Source organism: Lacipirellula parvula (assembly GCF_009177095.1).
GTDB lineage: Bacteria > Planctomycetota > Planctomycetia > Pirellulales > Lacipirellulaceae > Lacipirellula > Lacipirellula parvula.
The window spans coordinates 6,168,304-6,190,434 of record NZ_AP021861.1; the positions used below are offsets into that span (position 1 = coordinate 6,168,304).

Consider the following 22,131-nt stretch of genomic DNA (forward strand, 5'->3'; position numbering starts at 1 on the left):
AGCGCTCAAATCTCATAAGTAATCCGCCCATGCCGTTGGCTGCGGCTGATGCGGTCGGTGGCATACAGCCCCGCGAGGACGAACTCGATGCACGCCGCCCGCACGGCAGGGTCTTGGCTCGCGTTCACTTCGAACGCCTTGTCCCAGATCGGTGGCACGCGCTTCACGAGGTCGGCGTAGTGCGACGACGGCAGCATATCGCCGACTTCGATTTTCACCCCCTCGCTGAAGATCTGCCCAATCTCGGCGAGGCCGTGCTTGTCGACGTACTCGCTGAAGACAGTGGCAATTGCCTCGGCCATCACCGCGTCGAGCACCTGCCGCTCGCTCATCTGATGGGTCCCCATCAGATCGAGTTCCAGCTTGCCGAGCGACGAGGCGTAGAGGTGGCCGAGATCGCTGATCCGCGGCACGGCGGGCGATTCGCCGAGCACCGCGGCACGATGGCGGGCCGAGGCGAGCATCGTGCGGTAGTTGGAGAGCGAGAGGCGGGCGCTCACACCCGACTCGTGGTCGACGTACTTCGAAGTTCGCGCGGCGCGGCTGATTTCTTCGATTAGTTCCTTCATGAAGTAGGGGACGACGACGTCGGGAGAGTTGCGAGTTTCGGGTTGCGGGTTGCGAGACTCATCACCCTCTTCCTCTCGCAACTCACTGCTCGCAACTCGCGACTGGTCCACTTCTTGCTCGAGGATCCGCACGCCGAGATCGCGTTCCAGCGGATAATGCGTGTGAATGATCGACCCGATGCGGTCCTTCAGCTGCGGGATCACCTTTCCCGAACGGTTGTACGTCGCGGGGTTCGCACTGAAGAGGATCATCACGTCGATGTCGAACTTCACGGGATAGCCGCGGATCTGCACGTCGCGCTCTTCGAGAATGTTGAACAAGCCGACCTGTACGAGCTCGTCGAGCTCCGGCAACTCGTTCATCGCGAAGATGCCGCGATGCATCCGCGGGATCAGACCGAAGTGGAGCGCATCCTCGGTGCTCATGCTCACGCCTTGCGCGAGCTTCGCCGGATCGATCTCGCCGATGATGTCGGCGAACTTAGTACCGGGCGAGAGCCGTTCGGCGTAACGATCTTCGCGGCGCCACCACGCAATCGGCACATCGTCCGGCGGCGAGGTATCTACCAACACGCGTCCCCGCTTGGTGATCGGGCGGTACGGATCGTCGTGCAGCGGAATCGCCGGATCGTCGATGTAGGGAATCGCCTCGTCGAGAAAGCTGCTCACCAGCCGCATCAGCCGGCTCTTCGCTTGCCCCTTCTCGCCGAGGAAGAGCAGGTCGTGCTGCGCGAGCAGCGCGATGTTCAACTCCGGCAGCACGGTATCGTCGAAGCCGATGATCCCCGGGTAAAGTTCCTCGCCAGACTTCAACTTTCGCAAGAAGTTGTCGTGAATCTCTTGCTTGACCGTCTTGCTCACCCAACCCGACGAGCGCAGCTGCGCGAGATTGCGGGGACGACGTTCCGAATCGAACAACAACGAAGCGGGGATAATCATAGAGCTACTATTACGAACTAGCCGGGCCGCCACGCGAGCCGGTCGAAGTGGGTGAGTCACACGCGGGCAAGCAAAGTCGAGAACGCGTCGCCGGCGTCGCCCAAGATTATAGCGCTCGGCAGCCCGTAGGTAGATAGGCCCCCTCCCCTGCCAGCGCAACGGCGCCGCAAGATGGCTTCAATGGAGCGGATCAACGGCGGCCGGCGACTACGCAGCCAGCCGAGAAGGAGCGGCCAATGGCTCGATTCCGCGCAACAAATCGTGCAGCCCTTGAATCACCGCGGCCGGCCCTTGCTGAAGCTCAGCCCGCAGCACTGCGTGCCCGGCACGTTGGACAGCTTCGGGCAGCACCGCCTCCGGCGTCGCCACGAGCACCCGGCAGGCTCCGCGATCGCTGGTGAAGTTTGCCGGCCCGTCGCTCCATAGCAAGATCTCAACTTCCACGCCGGTCGTGCTCTCGCGCAGCGAGTGAGCCAATTGCCGAGAGAGTTCAGCGTGAGACGGCCCGCCCGTGACGCGCGTCGAGACATGCTGCAAGCTACGGCTGCGAATGCCTTCGAGACAACGCGCGAGCACCGCCGGGCGTTGGAAGTAGGCGACGTTCGGACCGGCGCTCCACTGCTGCGGCGTCGTCGAGTGAACGCGATGCCACAGGTGATAGCCGTGCGTGTATCCAAGGGCGGTCGCAACGCGGACGCCGCTGCGACGTAGCCGCCGCGCGAGATCGTCGTCTTCGCAGCCCCAGCCGCGGAAGCGTTCGTCGAAACCGTTGACCCGCTCCAAATCTTCCCGCCACACGCCCATGTTCCAGCCGGTGAGTTTTACGCGATTATCACGGTGGAGCATCTGATAGGCGAGCAACTTCGCATGCAAGCGACGCAGCTTGAGGCGCTGTTTGAACGAAACTCGCTTGGCGAAGGCGCCGCTCCGAATCGACGATTCGTCGATCCGCTCGCTTGCAGCCTGATCAAGCTTAATGCAATCGCCGGCGCGAGCGATCCCCGGCCGCCGAGCGTCGAGGTGCCGGCGCAGGTGGTTAGCTGGAAAGATGCAGTCGCCATCGGTGAACAGAATATACGGCGCCGTCGCGATGCGAATGCCGGCGTTGCGGCAACGAGCCAACTGAAACCCTTCGTGCGGATGCGTGGCGAATTTTACTGGGAATGCCGCTGCGCGGGCGAACCGCGCCACCATCTCGGCCGTTTCGTCTTGCGAACCGTCGTCGACGACGATCACTTCATACTTCCCGTCGACGCCCTGCTGCGCGGCCAGCGACTGCAAGCAGCGCTTCAGGTGGCCGGGACGCTGATAGGTCGAAACGACGACGGAGATTTCAAGCGGCGAGGACACTGGTTGATCGACTCCACGCAAGGGCGACGGCGGCACGGATTTCAACGTGCCGGATAGTAGCCAAAGGAACCGACCGACGGCGAGGCCGATTTGAACGCTAGCAGCCGCGTTCGGCGACCGCAGCAGAAGGCGGCGAATCTGCGTTACGCGGCCTGCTCGACCAGCGGGAACTCGCGTTCGTTCCCGTCGAGATCGGTAATCCGCCGCAGCCCGTGCCGGCTCGCCACCAGCGGGGCGTAGTCGCGTGCCCGGAACGCCGCGTACACCAGCGGGCTCTCTTGCCAATGCTCGGCCGAAACGTCGGGGCGATGGAGCACCCGGCAGCCATGCTGCTTCAGTCTTAGGAACAACTCATGCTGATCGTCGAACTTCAGCGGGGCAAACCAGCCGCCGATTTCGCGAAACAACGCAGTCCGTGCCAGGAAGAACTGCGGCGTTAGGTCGCAATCGAACGCCTCGCCCCGGCTGCCGGCATGCCCCGGAATCAGTTGCAGCGAGTCCCCATCGCGGCGCATCACGCCATGGTAGACCTGTCGGCGGCGACTCACCCATATCGGCCAACGCTGCTCGCAGTCGATTAAATCGCCAGCGACCAGATCGGCCTGATGCCGTTCAAGCGTTTCGAGCAGCAGCTCGATCCGCGTCTCGGCGGTGAACGCCATGTCGTCGTCGAGCGTGAGGAAGTACGGCGTTTCGACGAGTTCCAACAGGGCGTTGCGGCCGGCAGCGACGCCGATGTCGACCGGCAAGCGGACGTATTCCACATCGGTGCGTGGGTAAGGAGTGACGCTATCATCGCCGACAATCACCCGCAGCCGTGGATAACGACGACGAATCGTCCGGACCAGCCGATCGAGCGAGCGGGGCCGTTCAAACGTTTTCACAATGGCAGTCACCTGCGCAGCGACGCCCAAGAAACGCATGCTAGCTAACTCCCCATAGCTGGCCCGTGACGAGAGGCGCCTTCCCACAAGACGCTTCTTCATTTGTCATCGGCCCGCTGCGGGAGAAAGGTGATTCAATCCGTTGGGTTTGCACGGCGATGAGCGGCAGACGCATGAAGGCGTCGACGCATCTGTAGCCCCGGGCTTCGCCCGGGGGTCGCGCACCACGCCGATGGCACGTTGCCTCTACTCCAAGCCGACCCCCGGGCGGAGCCCGGGGCTAGAGGCTTGAACGGCGAGCTACGGACGCATCGCGTCGTCCGCTGAACCGGCGCGAGCCAGCGGCGGGACGATGTCGGCCGGCTCGTGGTGGTCGATCAGCATCGACGGGCAAACTTCCTGCTTGCCGCACTGCTCGCAGACGAGGTGGATCAGGTCCGATCCGCCGAGCTTAATGTCATGTTCGCGGCAAAGGTCGTACAGCTGCTGAAGGTGGATGCAGGCCATGGCAGAGCTCGCGGGGTGAGGCGGGGCGGAGCAGCCCGTCAGTTTACCGCGCCCGGGTGAATCGTCCGAACTCGTTGCGGGGCAAGCATCTCGCGACGAAGCATCGGCGCCAGGTTGGTGTTTTCCGCACAAAGAAACCAGCTAATTCGGAAATAATCGCCAAATTGCCTATGAATTGTGGCCGTTCCGGATGACACTCACGGTCGTCGCCGGCTGGCTTTTTCGGAACCCGGTTCCCGGGATTCGGCCTCCGGCCAGCCCGCGGCGACGCCTTCTCTTTCTCTCTTCTTATCCCTGTGCCTGGAGTTCCGGATCGTGGAACGGCGTAGTCGGCCTGCGTATCACCAGTTGCCAGAGCGGGGGATTCTCGTCTTCGAGAGCCACCACTCCTCCTCGTTTTCGATGCCGCCGGAGCGGCGGACCTTTCACAAGCTCTGCTGGGTTCCCGTCGGCCACGGGTCGCTGGAGTACGGCCAGTCGCGGGTGACGCTCGCCCGGGACGAGTTGATTTTCGTTCCTGCCGAGGCGACGCACCGCTTCGTCGACGATCATTCGGCGCCGATGACGCTCGTGATGGCGTACTTTTCCGACGAGGTGGTGCAGCAGTCATCGCCGCTGACGGCGCTGCTCGCTGAACTCAAGAAAAAATTCCGCGATCCCTTCCCGCAGGTGAAGCTCAACATCTACCGTCGCAGCGGCGTTCGCGACTCGTTCAAGCGAATGCTCGCCGAGCAGCTACGCCACGACGCCGAATCGACCGCCATGCTGCACGCGGGTCTGCTCGAACTGCTCGTCCACTTCCTCCGCGGCGATCCGACCGGCAAGTCGGCCGTGCCGTCGCGCGAGCAAGCATTTGAGGGTTCGCTGGAGTACATCGACGACCTGTTCCACACGCCGATCCGCGTGAAAGATCTCGCCGACATGTGCGGCATTAGCAGCCGCCGCTATTCCGATATCTTCAAACAGCGAACCGGCAAAACGGTCGTGCAGTACCTCAACCAGAAGCGGGTGAGCTACGCCCAGGAGCGCCTGCGCGAGACGGGACAAATTATGTACGCCGCCGTCGCCGCTGGATTTAGCGATGCGACACATTTCTACCGCGTCTTCAAACGTTCGACCGGCGTCACGCCGGGGCAATACGTCGAGTCGAGCGTTGAAGCCAAAGCGAAAGAAACGGCTGCCGCGAATTAATCGCTTCAACGGCGTTGCCGCTTACTTAGGGATGTGCTCGCCGCGGATGATGTCGGCGAACGTCTGCCGTTCGCGCACGAGATGAACCTTGCCCTTCTCGACCATCACTTCGGCGGCCAACGGTTTGCTGTTGTAGTTACTGCCCATGACGGCGCCGTAGGCTCCGGCGACGCCGATGACGACGTAGTCGCCGATCGCGGCGACCGGCAAATCGCGGCTGCGGACGTAACCGCCGTCTTCCTGCGTGAAGATATCGCCCGATTCGCAGAGCGGGCCGCCAACGATGACCGGCTGCGTCGCCCCTTCGCTCTTTCCGCTGGCGTAGGCCACGGCCATCGGGTGGTAGGCGCCGTACAGAATCGGCCGAGCCAGATTATTGAAACCGGCGTCGACGACGTAGAACAAGTTGTCGCCCATCTTCTTCACGGCGCGGATCTCGGCAATGAGGCTCCCCGCTTCGGCCGAGAGGTAGCGGCCCGGCTCGATCTCCAAGCTCACGGGGTGACCAAACGCCGCCGCCAGCCGTTCGCGAACGCCGTTCCACAGCTCGTAGTAGGCCCCGATGTCGACCTTCTTGTCGCCTTCGCGGTAAGGAGTCGGCAAACCGCCGCCGGCGCTGATCGAGTGGATCGACGAACCAACCGACAGCGCCGCGGCCTCCATGGCGCCGCAGACTTGGCTGAGGTGCTCCATGTCGGTGCCCGAACCGATGTGCATGTGCAGGCCGGCGATCGACAGCTTGTTGCGCTTCGCCCGCTCGACGCAATCGGCGAGCTGGCTGTGCCAGATGCCGTGCTTCGATTGCTGGCCGCCCGTGTTCGTCTTCTGGCTGTGGCCGTGACCGAAGCCAGGGTTAATCCGCAGCGTGATGCCTCGGCCCGGGCAGACGGTGCCGTACTGGTCGATCATGTCGGGCGAACCGCAGTTGACCGGGATCTCGTGCTTCGCGACAAGCTCGAGCGCTTCACGATCAAAGATGTCGGCGGTGTACACGATCTGCGGCGGCTCGGCGAAGCCTGGCTTGAAGCCAGCGGCTAGCGCCCGTTGAATCTCGCCGGCGCTTACCGCGTCGACAACGCCGCCGCTGCGACGCACGACGTCGAGGATCGCCAAGTTCGAGCACGCCTTCTGCGCGTAACGCACGACGTCGAAGACCGCGAGATCGGCAACGCGCTCGGCAACGATCGCGGCGTCGTAGACAAACAGCGGCGTGCCAAACTTCTTGGCAAGCTCCACGACCGACTGGCCGGCGACTTCGGTGACGGTGAGCGGAAACTTGGCGGCAGCGGCGGCGGGCATGGCAGGAAACTCGTCGATGGTGCGAGCAGGCGCTCGCGGATGTAGTTTGAAAACGAAAAAAGGCGGCGGTCGCCTGTGCGACCGCCGCCCTAAAAATCTAATCGAAATCAGCTCAGTTCAACAGGCCTTAGAACCCACGCGGGGCCCCGGCGCCTTGCATCCGGGCCTGATTCGCGGCGGCGCCGATCGCTTTCAGCACGCCGTCTTCAAGCAGCAGCCGGGTACGGACGCCGTTCTCGACCGGTTCGCCCAGCAGGCGAATGTGATCCGCGTCGCTCCCGGCCTTCTTCACCGCAACCTGCAGGTTCTCGATCATCGGCTTCTTGTCTGCCTCGGCGATCGACTTGGCAAACTCAAGGGCCTGCGTCAAACCAACCGTCAGCTCGAAGGGGGTGATCGACTTCTTCGGCGACTTGGCCGAAGCTTCGATCGCCTTCTTCACCGCAGCGACGGGGTCGCTGCCGATGGCAAAGTAGACGGCGTTCTTGCCGACGCCGACGATCATCTCGCCGTTCTCGCTCAGCAGCTTCTTCGCCTTCTCGTCGGCGCCGCCGGGGATCTTGTAGGTGACGTTGTGGAACTTCACGTCGGCGGCCGTTTCCGCATCGAGATCGAGCTTCGGCATGTCGACCGTCTGAACTTCGGCGTACTTCTTCAGGCCGTCGACCACCTTCTGCGAATCAACGACGTAGGCGCCGGCGACCAAGCTGAAAGAGTTGTCGCCCATTTCGAGCGAAGCGCCGCCGTCGGTGACGCCGCCCTCGATAGTCGCCTGCATCGCCGCCAGGAAGTCGTTGAGCGCGTCCTTGGCCTTCGCCTTCGAGGCGTCGTCCTTGATCTTTGTTGTCTTTTCGATTTCCTTCGTGACCGTGGTGCGAATCGTTTCGACCATCTGCTTCACTTGCGACTGATCGACGCTGTTCGCCGCCGACGCGAACGACAGGTTCATGGCCGCATCGGGCTTCGAGAAGCCAGCGAAGTTCGTGGTCACCTTGCTGTTGGCGGCGAGTTGCTTGGCCAACTTCGTCCCCGGCAGCGCGGTGTAGACGAAATCCAACAGCGTGTTCGACTTGTCGGCGTCGATCTTCAGCCCAACGGTCACTTCATCGAGATCGGAAATGAACTCGCGAGTTTGCGCGATCTGGGCTTCGACCAGCGCTTTACGCTTGGCGAACTCGGCGTCCGATTCGTCGCTCTTCTTCACCAGGCCTTGCTGGGCGCCTTGGCTGAGGGCTTCGATCGCCTGCTCACGCTGAGCTTCCGGCAGGTTCTTCACCTTGACGCGGGCGGCGATGTCGTAATCCTTCACCAACGCCTTGAATTCAGCGCCCGGATCGGCGGGGATCGACTTCAGCCACGACGGATCGAGGCTCAACAGCGCCCAACCGTCCGACTTCTTCATGAAGGCGCTGGAGCCTTGGGGAACCTTGACCTGCGAGACGCCGTCTCCCATGTCGGTGACGGTGACGCCCATGCCTTTGGCGATGTCGAGCAGGGCGTTGACGTCGCTTACCGGCACGCACAGCGCGCCGCTCGGCATGACGCCGTCGGTGAGGACGATCGCGCCGATCGGCTTCGACTTATCCAGGCCGGCCAAGCCTTTGCCTTGCGTGAACATCTGGACGAACTGCTCGACCATGTCCGCAGCGCCCGGCTGATCGCCGAGTTCGCCGATGAAGTTGATGTCCTTCATCAGTTCGTCGTAGCCGGCGAACGTGATGATCGCCACCGGCTTCGCTTCGCCGGTCGATTGTGCAGCGGCCAACGGCGCCATGACGGCCCCGACAACGAGGCCGCAAACGGCCATCCAACGGGTAAGGTGAGTTCGCACCTGAGATCTCCATCCAAGGTAAGGTGAAAGGCGCCGAAGCGCCGTAGCAGGCGAAACGGTAGAAGATAGGCGGAGTCGACGCGGCGGCAAAGCGGTCGCCGTGAAACTAGCGGACCAACCTGCAGAAACCGGGCAGTCTCTCCGATCGCACGAATCGTCGGCGAGCAGACGCCGGCAAAGCTGCAGCATCCCCCCGACAAACGTCGCGGCGCGATCAATGCGTTCAAACTGCGCTCGTCAATGCGCGCAGCAGCGCCGCCGCGTGTGATAGCGCCCCCCAGCGCCAGCGACGGCTTAGCGTTCGCGGAACGTAATGCGGCCCTTGGTCAGATCGTACGGCGAAAGTTCGACGCGAACCTTGTCGCCCGGCACGATGCGGATGAAGTTCTTCCGCATCCGACCAGCGACGTGAGCGGTGACCTGATGCCCCCCCTCGATCTCCACGCGGAACCGCGTGTTCGCCAGTGCCTGGGTCACGACCCCTTCAACTTCTAGGGCCTCTTCTTTTTGCTTTGACATAAAAACGTTGGTCTCGTTGCCTAAGGAACGCCACTCGCCGCCCAACAGCAGGCGCGCACGCAGCGAACCCTGTACATCGGCACATCCGACAATCCTAGCATTCGGGAACCCGCGGTCCAACAGGCAGAAGTCACGGTTTTGCAGTGATTTACGCCGATTGCAGGCCCCGTTTGCCGCGATCGCTCATCCGCGGGACGCCCCGCGGAAGATGACAGCACCGGCAACGATATTCCGACTTCTTCGGCCCGATTGGATTGATCTTGCCGAAAATGCGGGGGGCGAGTCTCTTTCCTGGCAAAAACTGATAACTCGCCTCGGCGAGGCGACTGCTGCAAAAATGCCGGCAAGGTCATCGCAAATTGCCCTCAAGTCGTTGTCTACCAACAATTTGACTGCCAGCAGGCAAGGCGTGAGAATTGAAAAATTGCCCTCACTCCCCGATGCCAGCGTCGGGCGCGCGAAGACTCCTTTTGCCGACTTCCACGGCGCCGCCGCTAGGCCCTTGTTCCAATATCCATGAGCACCCGGACTCCCGAACACGTGAGCAGCGCGTCGCAACCCGATGATGATGCCGTCAATCGCGCGAAGCAGGAGATCCAGGCGCTCGTCCAGGAGGTCGTCGCTCTTTCCAAAAGCGAAATCGAAGAGACCGACTTTTTCGCCGCCCTCCTCGAAAAGTCGATCTCCGCGCTAGCGGCCATCGGCGGCGTCGTGTGGACGCTCGAAGAGGGGCAGCCGTTCAAGCTGCAATATCAGGTCAACCTGCAGCAAACCGGGCTCGCCGCTAGCCAGGCGGCCCAGATGCAGCACGCGAAGCTGCTGGGAAGCATCGCCCAGCGGGGCGAACCGCTGCTGATTCCGCCTCACTCCGGCGCCGGCGAAGGGCCAGAGGATGCGGGCGCCGCCAACCCGACTGAATATCTGCTCGTCGTCGCCCCCATCAAAACCGATCGCGGCGTCGACGGCCTCGTCGAAATTTTTCAACGCGTCGGCGCACGGCCGACCACCCAGCGCGGCTACCTGCGCTTCCTCGTGCAGATGTGCGAGATCGCCGGCGAGTATCTCAAGACGCGCCGCCTGCGGCACTTCGTCACCAAGCAATCGCTCTGGGAGCAACTCGAGAATTTCACCGCCTCGGTCCACACGCGGCTCGACTCGCGGCAAACCGCCTTCACGATCGCCAACGAAGGACGCCGCCTGATTGGCTGCGATCGCGTCACCGTCGTCCTCCGCAAAGGAAGCTCGTACGTCGTCGAAGCGATCAGCGGGCAAGATACGTTCGACAAGCGTTCAAACGTCGTCCGCATGCTGCGCAACCTGGCGACGGTCGTCGTTCGCAGCGGCGAAGACCTGTGGTATACGGGCGACACGCAGAACCTCGCGCCGCAAGTTGAGAAGGCGGTCAACGAGTACGTCGACGAATCGCATACCAAGCAAATCGCCGTCCTGCCGATCCGCGAGCACGATCCGCACGCCGACGACAAAACCCGCGATCGCAAACGCGAGAACATGCTCGGCGCGATCATCATCGAACAGCTCGTCGACAGCCGCGCCCCAGACGGGTTGATGCAGCGCGTCGACGTCGTTCGCCGGCATAGCGCCACGGCGCTTACTAACGCTCAATCGCACGAAGGCTTGTTCCTGCTGCCGCTGTGGCGGTTGATCGGCCAAAGCCGCGTGCTCGTCACGGCCCGCAATCTGCCTAAGACGATCCTCGCATCGATTGCGATCGTCGCCGCCGTGCTGGCGATGTGGCTCTTTCCGTGGGATTTCAACGTCACGGCCGACGGCAAGCTGCAGCCTGAAGTCCGCGCGAATGTTTTCGCCGCGGTCGACGGCCGCATTACTGACGTCCTAGTCACCGAAGGGCAGGCCGTAAAGAAGGGCGAGTTGCTCGCCAAGCAGCGAAGTTCGCCGCTTGAGGACCAGCGCGCCCAGCTTGAAGGCGAAATCGCCGCCAACGAGCAAGACTATCGTTCGAAGCGAGCCCAGGAAGGCTCGCTCGACAAAGCGCGAACTCCGGAGGCGGACCTCTACGACCTCCAAAGCCAGATTTCGCAAATCGAAACCAAAGCGATCGCGTTGCAGAAGCAGTTCGAAATCCTCAGGGAGCAGGAATCGCGACTCAACATCACCAGCCCGATCGACGGCAACATCGTTACTCCCAAGGTGCAAGAACTGCTTCGCGATCGCACTGTCGGCCCCGGCACTAAGATCATGGAAATCGCCGACATGACGCAAGACTGGGAGCTGGAACTCAAAGTCCCTGAAGCCAAGATGGGCCACGTCCGCGCGCAGCTGCGCGAGTTGCACGCTCAGGATCCTAAAGCCCAGCTCGAAGTCACCTTCATCCTGGCAACCAACCCCGACATCGAAGACAAACTCGCCGGCCGCGTCATCTACATCGCCCCCACTGCCGAGGCCGAAGGCGAAAAAGGAAATCTGGTGACGATGACGGTGGCGTTCAACCAGGAAGAACTCGCCAAGCTCGGCCCCGAGGGCGTCGCCACCGAACAGGCGATCGCCGCTCTCAAAGAACACCTCAAAGTCGGTGCCGACGTCAAAGCCAAGATCCGCTGTGGCCGCAAGCCAATCGGCTACGTCTGGTTCCATGAACTGTGGGAATTCATCCAGTCGCGAATATTGTTCAGAATGTAAAGGCGTCCGTTGTCAGTGGTCAGTAGTCAGTTGCGATTGATTGAACATCCTCATTAGCAACTGACGACTGACGACTGACCACGGACAAACGGAGTTTCCAATGTCATCCACTCTTCTCGTCATCCTCGCTCTCTTCGCTCAAGTGGCGGAGACGCCGAATTATCGGTACGGAGGCCAAGACCACAAACAACAGCAAGTGGACGCTAACGGCGACCCCGTGTTCGAGGGAGCGTCGATCACAGCTGAGGAAGATTCGATCATCTCCGCCGAAGCCGAAGGAACGCTCGTCAAGCTTGCCGTGAAGGAAGGCGATCGCGTCGCCCAGAAGGGCGTGCTCGCAACGATCGACGAACGTCTGGCGAAGGCTCAAGTCGAAGCGGCCAAGCTGACGCTCGACGCCGCCACCGAGCGTGCGAACGACATGGTCGAAGAAAAGTACGCAATCCTGGCTCGCGACGTCGCTGAAGTCGATTGGAAGAAAGACGTCGCCGCCAATACGGACAGCCAAAAGGCGGTCACCGAGATTCAGATTTTGCAGAAGAAGCTGGTCTACGATCGCTCGAACTTGCAGATCGACAAAGCCCGCAAAGATCAAGTCATCGCCAAGAAGGAAGCCGCCGTCAAAGGCGCCGAGCTGAAAGTCGCGGAGATCGGTCTCGACCGCCGCATTATCAAGGCGCCGTTCGAAGGCGAGGTCCAGCAGCTCTTTCAAAAAGAATCGCAATGGGTCAACCCGGGCGATCCAATCCTGCGGCTGGTGAAGTTCGACGTCCTCCGCGTCGAAGGTCGCGTGCTCGCCGCGCACTTCGACCCCGCGGAACTCGCCGGCAAGCCAGTGACCGTGAGCGTCACGCTCGCCCGCAACCGGCAAGTGGAGTTGCCTGGCCGGGTCACCTATGTCGGCCAGACGGTCAACATCAACAAGGAGTTCATCGTCCGTGCTGAGATTCAAAACAAGCGCGAGGGCGACTACTGGCTCGTTCGCCCAGGCCTGATTGCCAAGATGACGATCCACGTGAACCAGCCGGCGGAACCACAAGCCCGCGGCGTCGCGGCGCCGGCGAAATAGCCTCGTCCCACGCTCCGCGTGACGACGCGGGTGTCGCCACTTTGCGGCGTGTTCGTTTAGCTGCTCAACGATAAACGAATGACGCAGCGCGTGGGAACGAGGCGCCGGGGGCGGGACGCCCCGGCTCGCAAACAGATGCTGAGCAATCGCCCTGACATTCGCTGAACCCTGAACCCCGACGCCTGAACCCTCCCGCATGCCCACCCTTGCCGACAGCATCGTCTCCAGCTCGTCGCGCAAGCTCACGATCCGCGCTCGACCCGACCTGAAGTTCCGCAAGCAGCGGTACCAGGGCCGCACCTATTGGGTGGTGAAAGATCCGGTCGGTCTGCAGTACTTCCGCTTTGAAGAAGAAGAGTTCGCGATCCTGCAGATGCTCGACGGCAAGTCGAGCCTCGACGACATCGCCGAACAATTCGAAGCCGAGTTCCCGCCGCAAACGATTCGCGTCGAGGAACTCCAAAACTTCATCGGCATGCTCCACAAGAGCGGCCTCGTCCTCTCCGACGCCTCGGGCCAAGGCTGGGCGCTCAAGGAACGTCGCGACGAAAAGAAACGCCGCGAACTTCTCGGCGCCCTCAGCAACGTGATGGCATTCCGCATGCGGGGCATCGACCCCGAGCGGCTGCTGAACTGTCTCTACCCGTACGTTCGTTGGTTCTTCACCCCGGCGGCGACGATCGGCGCGCTCATGCTCGCCGCGGCGGCGCTGTCGCTGGTGATTGTTCAGTTCGACATTTTCAAGTCGCGACTGCCCGACTTCAATTCATTCTTCTCGGCGCAAAACTGGCTCGCCCTGGCCATCACGCTCACGGCGACGAAGATCTTGCACGAGTTCGGCCACGGCATGTCGTGCAAGCATTTCGGCGGCGAATGCCACGAGATGGGCATCATGTTCCTGGTGATGACGCCCTGCCTGTACTGCAACGTTTCTGACTCGTGGATGCTCCCCAATCGCTGGCATCGCGCCGCGATCGGCGCGGCAGGGATGTACGTCGAAGTCTGTCTCGCGTCGATCTGCACGTTTATCTGGTGGTTCAGCCAGCCGGGACCGCTGAATTACTTCTGCTTGAACGTCATGTTCGTCAGCTCGGTAAGCACGATCATGTTCAACGCCAACCCCCTGCTCCGCTACGACGGCTACTATATCCTCAGCGATATCCTTGAGATCCCCAACCTGCGGCAGAAGGCGAGCACGATCCTCAATCGCAAGCTCGGCAAATGGTGCCTGGGGCTCGAAGAACAGGAAGACCCGTTCCTTCCCAAGCGGCACCAGGCGCTGTTCGCCCTCTACACGATCGCCTCGGCCCTTTATCGCTGGGTGGTCCTCTTCTCGATCTTGTTCTTCTTGAATAAGGTGTTCGAGCCGTACGGCTTGAAGGTATTGGGCCAGGCGCTCGCGATTGCCTCGATCTACGGGATGTTCGTCATGCCGGCGATGGCCGTCTGGAAATTCTTTCGCGTCCCCGGGAGGTGGAGCAAGGTGAAGCGGGTTCGACTTTACATCACCTTGTCGCTGCTGGCAGGCGTCGTCGCGTCGCTCTTCCTCGTTCCGCTGCCAATGCACGTGATGGCGCCGTTCGAACTGCAGCCCTATGACGCCGACAGCGTCTACGTCGAAGTTCCGGGCCGATTGGTACAGGTCGCCGTCAAACCTGGCCAGCGCGTGAAGAAGGGCGACATGATCGCTCAGCTCGAGAACCTCGAACTTGAAATGTCGATCGCCAAACTCGAAGGCGAACGCGCCGGGCTGCTCACAGAACTCGAGACGCTCGATTCCCTGCTTTATCAACCTTCAAAAGCACAGGAGGCGGCCCTGCGCTGGGACACCGCGCACAAGCAGCTCGAAGGCAACTCCAAACAACTCGCCCAAAAAGAAGCCGATCTCAAGCGGCTTACGATCACCGCCCCCCGCGACGGCGTTATCATTCCGCCGCTGCGCACGCTCGACCGTCCCCGTACCGACGTCGCCGAACTTCCCCCCTGGACCGGCACGCCGCTCGACGAGCGCAACCTCGGTTCCAGCCTCTCGCCGCAAGGTCAGCAGAATCTGATCTGCATGATCGGCGATCCCAACGAATGGGAGGCGGTGATGATCGTCGACCAGGACGACTTCGGCCTCGTCCTGGACGGCCAAGAAGTGCAGTTGATGTTCGAGGAGTCGGCTTACCATGTGTTCAAGACGCACATCTCCAGCATCAGCGGCGAGCATGTCACCGCCGCGCCGACGCGGCTCGCGAGCAGCAACGGCGGCTCCCTCGCCGCCCAGCAGAACCCCGACGGCTCGATCAGCCCGCTGAACACGTCATTCCAAGTCACGGCCCGGCTGAACAACTCGCAAGAACTGCTCCACAACGGCCTCACCGGCGCCGCCCGCATCGACGTCGAGCCCAAAACCGTCATGCAACGCGTCGGGCGGTACCTGGCTCGAACGTTCAACTTCGAGTTGTAGCTCGATCAATCTCGCCAAGGCGCAAAGCCGCAAAGGTTTCGCTGCGCACCTTTGCGAAAACTCTGCGCCTTTGCGCCTTTGCGAGAGACAATTGGGCCTGATCAAACCGTGGCGGCGTGAACTACAATCGAATGTATGCTAGACGTCTATTTCTACGAAGCGTTTGAAGAAGAAGCCGAAGCCCTGCGCCGGTTGCTCCCCGCGTCTTTCACGGCCGGCTACACCGATCTCACCATTCAAGAGACAAGCCACGCGGCGCCTCCGGCCCGGGTGATCTCGGTCCGCACGCAGTCGATCCTGCCGCTCGCGTGGGCGCCCGAGCTGCAAGCGATCATCTCGCGCAGCACCGGCTACGACCATCTCACGGCCTACGCCGCCGCGACCAAGGCGCCAGTTGCCCTCGGCTACTTGCCGCTGTACTGCCATCGCGCCGTCGCCGAGCAGGCGATGCTGCTCTGGATGGCGCTGCTCCGCCGCTTGCCGGTGCAAATGCGGCAGTTCCACGACTTTCATCGCGACGGCATCACTGGCTTCGAGTGCGAAGGCCGCACCCTCGCCGTCGTCGGCGTCGGTCACATCGGTCGCGAAGTTTGCCGCATCGGCGCTGCTCTCGGCATGCGCGTCGTCGCCGTTGATCGCGCCCCGACGCACGCCGACGTGAACTACGTTTCGATTGACGAAGCGCTGCCGCAGGCCGACGTGCTAGTCTGTGCGATGGATCTCAACGCCTCGAACCACGGCTACTTCGGCGCCGACCAGTGGAAGCAGGTAAAACGCGGCGCGGTGTTCGTCAACGTCTCGCGCGGCGAACTGAGTCCTTCGGCCGAGCTCGTCGCAGCGCTCAACGCCGGCCAGCTGAGCGCCGTCGGCATGGACGTCTACAACCACGAGCCGAAGCTCGCCGTCGCTCTTCGCACGAAGCAACCTTCCGACGACGCCGAAGTGCAAGCAACGCTGGAACTCGCCCGCCGCGACGACGTCATCTGCACGCCCCACAACGCGTTCAATTCGTTCGAAGCGGTCGAACGAAAGAGCGACCACTCAGTGCAGCAAATTGTCGCCCTCCGCAACACGGGCAAGTTTCTCTGGAACGCCCCGGTCGGTTAGGCACACAGGTTAGGGTTTCAGCCCTTCCTTAAAAGCCACCGGCTCTGCCGGTGAACGTAGTGAGAGTTGAGCGCGCCAGCAGTTCGTCCACCGGCGGAGCCGGTGGCTTTCATAAAGTGCCGGGCTGAAAGCCCAACCTACGCTGCTAGCACCCGAGCCGCCCAACTCGCCTAGGACGCCGCGCCCGCTACGCCTAGAATCCGTTCGCCCGCGCCGGCGCCCGTTGCGCCCGCGCGCCTTCATTTCCAGGCGAACCCATGGCCAGACGGCGACGATACAACGACGATGAACAGCTCGACGTAGACGAACTTCCCTCGTCGCGCCGTGCACGGCGTCGACGCGGCGCTCGTTGGAAATTACTCATCGTCCCCGCGGCGCTGGTCGCGCTCGCCATCGCGGCGCCGACGATCATCGCCCGGTCGCCCCTCCGTAATACGCTTCTTGCCAAGGCTGTCCCCGCGTCGGTCGGCAAGCTCACCGCTCGCGACGCCGCGTTCTCGTGGACCGGAGGCCAAGCCCTCGGCGGCGTCGTCTTCATAGACGCCAAGGGAACGCATCAGTTCGAAGCTGAAAGCATCCAAACAAGCCGGTCGCTCGTAGGCTTCCTCTCCAACTCAAACGCCCTGGGCAAAATCACGCTGACGCGCCCGGTGCTCCATGTTGAAACTCGCGACGGCGGCAGCAGCGTCGAAGACCTCGTCGCTCAAATCGCCGCGGCTGCTGCCCAATCGGCGCAAGCAGCTGGCGGCGGCCCCAGCGCGCCAAAATCATTTGAAATCGAAATCGTCGACGGCATGCTCGTCGGTCACGACCTCGCGACCGGCCAGCAATGGCAAGTCGTCGGCCTCGCCGCCACGGCTAAACCGCTCCCCGACGCTGGTTGGGACGTCGTCGCCGACGGCGTCATGCGGCTTGGCGCCCCTGCCACCGCCGGCATGCCGGCGCCCACGGCAGTGGCCGACCAAGCAGGCCGCTTCAAGTTTCACCTCGCTCCCTCAGCGCCCGCCAATGGCGCCCCCGCGACCAATAGCCAGACAATGCAGCTGATCGCCGATCGCCTGCCGCTCGCACCGATCGAGCCGTGGCTCGCTCGCGTTCTGCCCGGCGCCAAGGTCACTGGCGACGCTTCCGCCGATCTTAACGTCGCGTGGGCGTTGCCGGCGGTCGATCCCGCGGCGCCGGTCGCTGCGAACGGCATGATGGCCCCCGGCGGTTGGGTCGCCGCGAAGGGGAACATCGACGCCGCGAATCTCCGCTTCACCGCCGTCGCCCTCTCGGGCGACTTGCTCGAACTCGCCAGCGCCGCAATCAAGCTCGACGCAACGCTCGCCGGCGATCGCCTCACCGCTCGCAATTGCACCGCCAACGGCGACTGGCTGCAGGCGCAACTCAACGGCGAATTCAACCTCCAAGAGATTCAGCAGCTCAGCCTGAAGTCGCTCCCCACCAGCGACGCCACGATCACCGCCCGCGCCGAGTTGCCGCAACTGACGCGGATGCTGCCCCGCACGTTGCGAATCCGCCCTGGCGTGCAGGTCGACGCCGGTAGCATGGAAATCACCGCCCGTAGCGAGAAAACTGGAGCCGTTCGCACCTGGACGGCCGCCGCCGCGCTGCAGAACCTCGTCGGCACCGACGGCCAACGCCCGATCCGCTGGACGAAGCCGTTTGAAGTCGGCGTCGATGCGATCGAAACCGCCGCCGGCCCGCAGCTACAGCGGGCGCTGCTCCGTTCGACGTTCGCCAGCGCCACCGCCGACGGGACGTCGGGCGGCCTCCAAGGCGACCTCGAATTCAACCTCGCCGAACTGGCCGAGGAACTCGGCCAGTTCCAAGACCTCTCCGCGTGGCAGTTGCAAGGCACTGGCTCGGGCAAGTTCTCGATCCGCGACACTGGCGCCGATCGCTTCGCCGCCGGCGCCGAACTCGACTTGCAGCAAATCGACGTTCGCCGCGCGGGCAAGGTCGTTTGGAACGATCCGCAGGTCCGCGTCGAAATCCAAGCCGAAGGCTCGCGACTGCAGTACCAACCGCAGCGGATCGACAAAGCGACCCTCTCGGTGACCGGTCCCGACGACCGCCTCGCCGCCGAGTTGCTCGAACCGATCAACCTCGCCGACGCCAATCGTTCGTGGTTCGTGAAGATCAACGGCAACGGCCCGCTCGAACGTTGGGCCGGCCGGTTGCGGCCGTGGGTCGCCGGCGTGCCGGAACAACTCGCAGGCCAATCGACCATCGACGCCCAACTTCGCGCGGCGCCAGGACTGCTGCAAGTCGATCAGTCGCAGTTCAACGTCAAAGAATTCGCCGCGCAGGTGGGCGCGACGCGAATCGTCGAACAAGAAATCCAAGCCGCCGGCGACTTCCGCTGGGAAGCCGCGACTCGCCAGTTTACGTCGAAGGCTTATCAACTGAGCAGCAGCTCGATTGCCTTCGGCACGCGCGAAGTCTCTGTCCAGTTCGCCGACGTCGGCCCGCCGACCGCCCGCGGCGAGGTTGCCTTCCGCGGCGATTTCGATCGTATGTCCGCATGGGGCGATCTGCTCGGCGGACAAACCAGCGACGGCTTGCGGCCGCGCGGACAGTTCGAAGGGCTGTTGCAACTCGCCAGCGATGCTCAACGCGCGACCGCCACGATTCGTGGTTCCTCGGCGCCGTTCCAGTTGGTCAACGCCGCCGACGGCTCGCTTGCCTGGAACGAACCCCGCATCGACTTCGCCACGCAAGCGTCGTACACGAACGCCGACGATCGCCTGCAACTGAGCGACATGCACGTCACCGGCAAGACGATGAAGCTCGACGGCGGCGGCTCGATCGACCAGCTCCGCACCGCCGGCCTCGTGAAGGGCGACGTCAACTTCACCTACGACGCCGCGGAACTCGCCCGCTTGCTCACCGCGTACCTTGGTCCGAACATCCAGATCACCGGCGCAAACCAAGCGAAGCTAGTCGCCAATGGCCAGCTGTACGCTTCCGCCTCGCCTGGAGGAGCCGGGGGAGCGATTCCCGGCGCCACGCTGCCCACCACCGCCCCTGGCGAAGCATTCCCTACCACCCCGCCGCTCAACAACACGAACGAATGGAACGGCGCGGCCACGCCAATCTCCACTGCAGCCCCCGCAGCGATCCCGATTTCCACCGCTCCGCTGTCCCACTGGTCGCGTCGATGGACGCTCGACACCGCCACCGGCTGGAGCGCCGCGAACGTCTTCGGCCTGCCGATTGGCCCCGCCCAGCTGAACGCCAAGGTTCAAGACGGCCAAGCGAACTTCACGCCGTTGCAACTCACCGTCGGCGAAACGGGCCGCGTCAGCCTGACGCCGCGGGTGCTGCTCGATGCAAATCCGCAGGTGCTTGAGCTGGCGCCCGGACAAACGATCTCGAACGTCGCCATCTCGCCCGAAGTCAGCGAGCGGATGCTTAAGTACGCCGCCCCAATCATCGCCGGCGCCGCGCGGACGGAAGGTTCGTTCTCGTTCTTCCTCAATGAAGCCCGTATCCCGCTGCGGCAACCAAAGGCAGGCCGACTGGATGGTCGACTGACCGTTCACAATCTCGCCGTGACGCCGGGCCCGATGATTCAAAACATCGCCGTGCTCATTCAGCAGATCGACGCCCTCAGCAAGAACAGCCAGAACATCGGCCAGAACCTGACCGATAACCTGAACCAGGGCCTCGGCAACATCAACCAAGGGATCGGCGGCATCATCGGCGCCGTCGCCCCGAATCGCGCCCCAACCGCCGCGGCCGAGCCGATCAAAGGCCTGACAATGAGCGAGAAGGCGATCGACGTCACGATCGTCGACGGCCGCGTCTACCACAAGAATCTCGAGTTCCTCATTGATGACGTCCCGGTCCGCTCCAACGGTTCGGTCGGCTTCGACGAAACGCTGAACATCGTCATCGAAGTGCCGATCCAACAAAAATGGGTCGGCAACAAACCAGCGCTGCAGTCGCTCGTCGGCCAGGTGATTCAGATCCCCGTCACCGGCACGTTCGCGAAGCCGCAAGTCGACAACCGCGCCGTCGGCAGCTTCGTCGCCCAAGCCGCGCAACAAGCCGCGGGCGGCATCATCGGCGAAGAGCTGAATAAGGCGTTTGATAAGATCCTGAAGCCGCGGTAAGAAATGACGAATGACGAAATCTGAATGACGAGTGACGAATCCTTTCAGATCATCAAACGCCTCTCGCATTTTCCATTCGTCATTCTGGCTTCGTCATTCGTCATTCGTCATTTTCGTAGGATCGCGTTCATGTTCTTCTTATAAGCCTCAACCCCCGGCTGCCCGTAGGGATTGATGCCGATGAGCCGCCCCTCGACCACCGTGGCGAGCATCATGAACTGGAAGAACTGCCCCAGCGTGTATTCGTCGAGTTGCGGCAAGTGAATGTCCGCCGTCGGGCGGTTCGCTTCGCGGTACGCCTGGTTCGTCCCTTCGATTGCCGCGGCGAGCACCTGCGGAATGCTCTTCTCCGCCAACTCATTCAGCCCGTCTTGATTGCGGTCGCTTGAGCCGATCTTGATCGCTCCGCGGCTCGGAGTATCGACGATCAAGTTGGTGATCAGCTTGTCGCGGGCGCCCTCCTGATGCTGCTGCCCGCGGCTGTGGAGATCGCGAGTGTTCACCACCGTGAGCGGCAAGGCGCCGACTTCGTGCTTGCCGAGGCTCTCGGCCAGCAACTGGTCGTACCACAGGCCGGCCGCTTCGAGCCGCTTGCCCCACGTCGAGAGGATCCGGGTATAGCAGCCGCGCAGCTCTTCCATGAGGTGGCAGACGCCGACGTACTGCAGCACGATGTTCGTCGCCGGGCCGTTGTTGCGGAAATGTTCGTTCATCGCCGCGGCGCCCATCAGCAGCCGTTCGACGTCGAGCCCCAAGAGCGCCGCCGGCATCAAACCGACCGCCGAGAGAACCGAGAACCGCCCGCCGACGCCGTCGGGAACTTCAAACACTTCCTTGCAGCCGAGGGCCTTCGACAGTTCGAAGAGCTTGCCGCTCGTACCGGTCACCGGGATCACATACTTGGCGATGTCGCCGGCATCTTTGCCGAGCGACGCCGTCAGGTCGTGCAGCAAAATGCGGAACGCGGCAGCCGTTTCGAGCGTGCCGCCACTCTTGCTGATGCAAACCAGGCCCCACTGATCGCCGCGGCTCTGCAGCAACCGTTGCAGATCGAGCAGCGCGTCGTTGTCGACGTTGTTCCCTTCGAAATAAATCCGCGGCCGGCCGCGGCGCATCGCCGGTTCGACTTCGTTGTAGTACTGATGGCAGCAAGCTTCGAGCAGCGCCCGCGCGCCCATATACGAACCGCCGATGCCCAGCACGACGACGCTCTGGGTCTCGGCGCTCAATCGGTCGGCCGCCGCCTTGATGCGGGCCAACTCGCTCTTCGCGCCATGCGAGCGGAAGTCGCCGAGCAACCGATCGGGCAATTCATGGAACCCCGCATCGAGCGGATTCTTCTCCGCCGAGGGTTCAACGCCGTCGGCCCACAGCTGCGCGTCGGCGAGCACTTCGTCGCGAGCTTCATCGAGATGGCCCGCCAAGTCAGCCAGTTGCTCCGGCGTGATCCCATGCTCCGGTAGAAACACCCCGCTCGGGTCATACGAAATGAGTTGATCGGCCATGACGAAAGTCCTGTGTAAGTGGGACGTTTGCGATTTAATCGGGCAAAGTGCGAAGGGCTACTAATGACGAATGACGAAACCAGAATGACGAATGAGGAGCCGAACTGAGACCGCCGTTTCACAGCAT

Annotated in this window: 14 protein-coding genes; 6 read left to right on the plus strand and 8 right to left on the minus strand. The window is 62.7% G+C overall.

Annotation, left to right across the window (positions count from 1 at the left end; genetic code table 11):
- Positions 1 to 5 precede the first annotated feature (5 nt).
- The 4 genes from PLANPX_RS24180 to PLANPX_RS24195 form a co-directional block, all read right to left on the minus strand.
- Positions 6 to 1,508: a magnesium chelatase gene (locus tag PLANPX_RS24180; protein WP_152101200.1), complete on the minus strand. Its 1,503-nt coding sequence runs from the start codon at positions 1,506 to 1,508 to the stop codon at positions 6 to 8.
- Positions 1,509 to 1,715: 207 nt separating this feature from the next.
- Entirely contained in the window at positions 1,716 to 2,858 is a 1,143-nt protein-coding gene (locus PLANPX_RS24185) for a glycosyltransferase (RefSeq protein ID WP_172992304.1), read from the minus strand.
- A gap of 143 nt (positions 2,859 to 3,001) precedes the next feature.
- A complete protein-coding gene (locus PLANPX_RS24190; protein ID WP_172992305.1) occupies positions 3,002 to 3,781 on the minus strand; it encodes a glycosyltransferase family 2 protein in 780 nt (259 codons plus the stop codon).
- Positions 3,782 to 4,042: 261 nt separating this feature from the next.
- Positions 4,043 to 4,249 carry a hypothetical protein gene (locus PLANPX_RS24195; protein ID WP_152101203.1) on the minus strand — a complete coding sequence of 69 codons (207 nt, stop codon included), beginning with the start codon at positions 4,247 to 4,249 and terminating at the stop codon, positions 4,043 to 4,045.
- A gap of 315 nt (positions 4,250 to 4,564) precedes the next feature.
- Between PLANPX_RS24195 and PLANPX_RS24200 the strand changes: the two genes are divergently transcribed.
- Complete coding sequence (locus PLANPX_RS24200; protein ID WP_152101204.1) at positions 4,565 to 5,440, plus strand: helix-turn-helix transcriptional regulator; 876 nt, start codon at positions 4,565 to 4,567, stop codon at positions 5,438 to 5,440.
- Between the two features lie 21 nt (positions 5,441 to 5,461).
- Here the strand turns inward: PLANPX_RS24200 and lysA are convergent, their stop codons facing one another.
- The 3 genes from lysA to infA form a co-directional block, all read right to left on the minus strand.
- Entirely contained in the window at positions 5,462 to 6,739 is a 1,278-nt protein-coding gene (gene lysA, locus PLANPX_RS24205) for a diaminopimelate decarboxylase (RefSeq protein ID WP_152101205.1), read from the minus strand.
- 127 nt (positions 6,740 to 6,866) lie between these two features.
- Positions 6,867 to 8,570 carry a hypothetical protein gene (locus PLANPX_RS24210; RefSeq protein ID WP_152101206.1) on the minus strand — a complete coding sequence of 568 codons (1,704 nt, stop codon included), beginning with the start codon at positions 8,568 to 8,570 and terminating at the stop codon, positions 6,867 to 6,869.
- Between the two features lie 294 nt (positions 8,571 to 8,864).
- On the minus strand, positions 8,865 to 9,089 hold the full coding sequence (gene infA, locus PLANPX_RS24215; protein ID WP_152101207.1) for a translation initiation factor IF-1: 225 nt from the start codon (positions 9,087 to 9,089) through the stop codon (positions 8,865 to 8,867).
- 516 nt (positions 9,090 to 9,605) lie between these two features.
- On the opposite strand from infA, the gene PLANPX_RS24220 reads away from it, so the two are divergent.
- The 5 genes from PLANPX_RS24220 to PLANPX_RS24240 all read left to right on the plus strand — a co-directional run bounded on the left by PLANPX_RS24220 (position 9,606) and on the right by PLANPX_RS24240 (position 20,499).
- Positions 9,606 to 11,747 carry an efflux RND transporter periplasmic adaptor subunit gene (locus tag PLANPX_RS24220; RefSeq protein ID WP_152101208.1) on the plus strand — a complete coding sequence of 714 codons (2,142 nt, stop codon included), beginning with the start codon at positions 9,606 to 9,608 and terminating at the stop codon, positions 11,745 to 11,747.
- Between the two features lie 100 nt (positions 11,748 to 11,847).
- Positions 11,848 to 12,816 carry an efflux RND transporter periplasmic adaptor subunit gene (locus PLANPX_RS24225; RefSeq protein WP_152101209.1) on the plus strand — a complete coding sequence of 323 codons (969 nt, stop codon included), beginning with the start codon at positions 11,848 to 11,850 and terminating at the stop codon, positions 12,814 to 12,816.
- Positions 12,817 to 13,012: 196 nt separating this feature from the next.
- Positions 13,013 to 15,268, plus strand: coding sequence for a biotin/lipoyl-binding protein (locus PLANPX_RS24230; protein WP_152101210.1), 2,256 nt, complete (start codon positions 13,013 to 13,015; stop codon positions 15,266 to 15,268).
- Between the two features lie 135 nt (positions 15,269 to 15,403).
- Positions 15,404 to 16,375 (plus strand): NAD(P)-dependent oxidoreductase, encoded by a 972-nt coding sequence (locus PLANPX_RS24235; RefSeq protein WP_152101211.1) that lies wholly within the window; start codon positions 15,404 to 15,406, stop codon positions 16,373 to 16,375.
- A 257-nt stretch (positions 16,376 to 16,632) separates the two neighbouring features.
- Positions 16,633 to 20,499 (plus strand): hypothetical protein, encoded by a 3,867-nt coding sequence (locus PLANPX_RS24240; RefSeq protein ID WP_152101212.1) that lies wholly within the window; start codon positions 16,633 to 16,635, stop codon positions 20,497 to 20,499.
- Between the two features lie 107 nt (positions 20,500 to 20,606).
- On the opposite strand, the gene PLANPX_RS24245 is transcribed toward PLANPX_RS24240, so the two are convergent.
- Entirely contained in the window at positions 20,607 to 22,004 is a 1,398-nt protein-coding gene (locus tag PLANPX_RS24245; protein WP_152101213.1) for a glucose-6-phosphate isomerase, read from the minus strand.
- Positions 22,005 to 22,131: the final 127 nt, after the last annotated feature.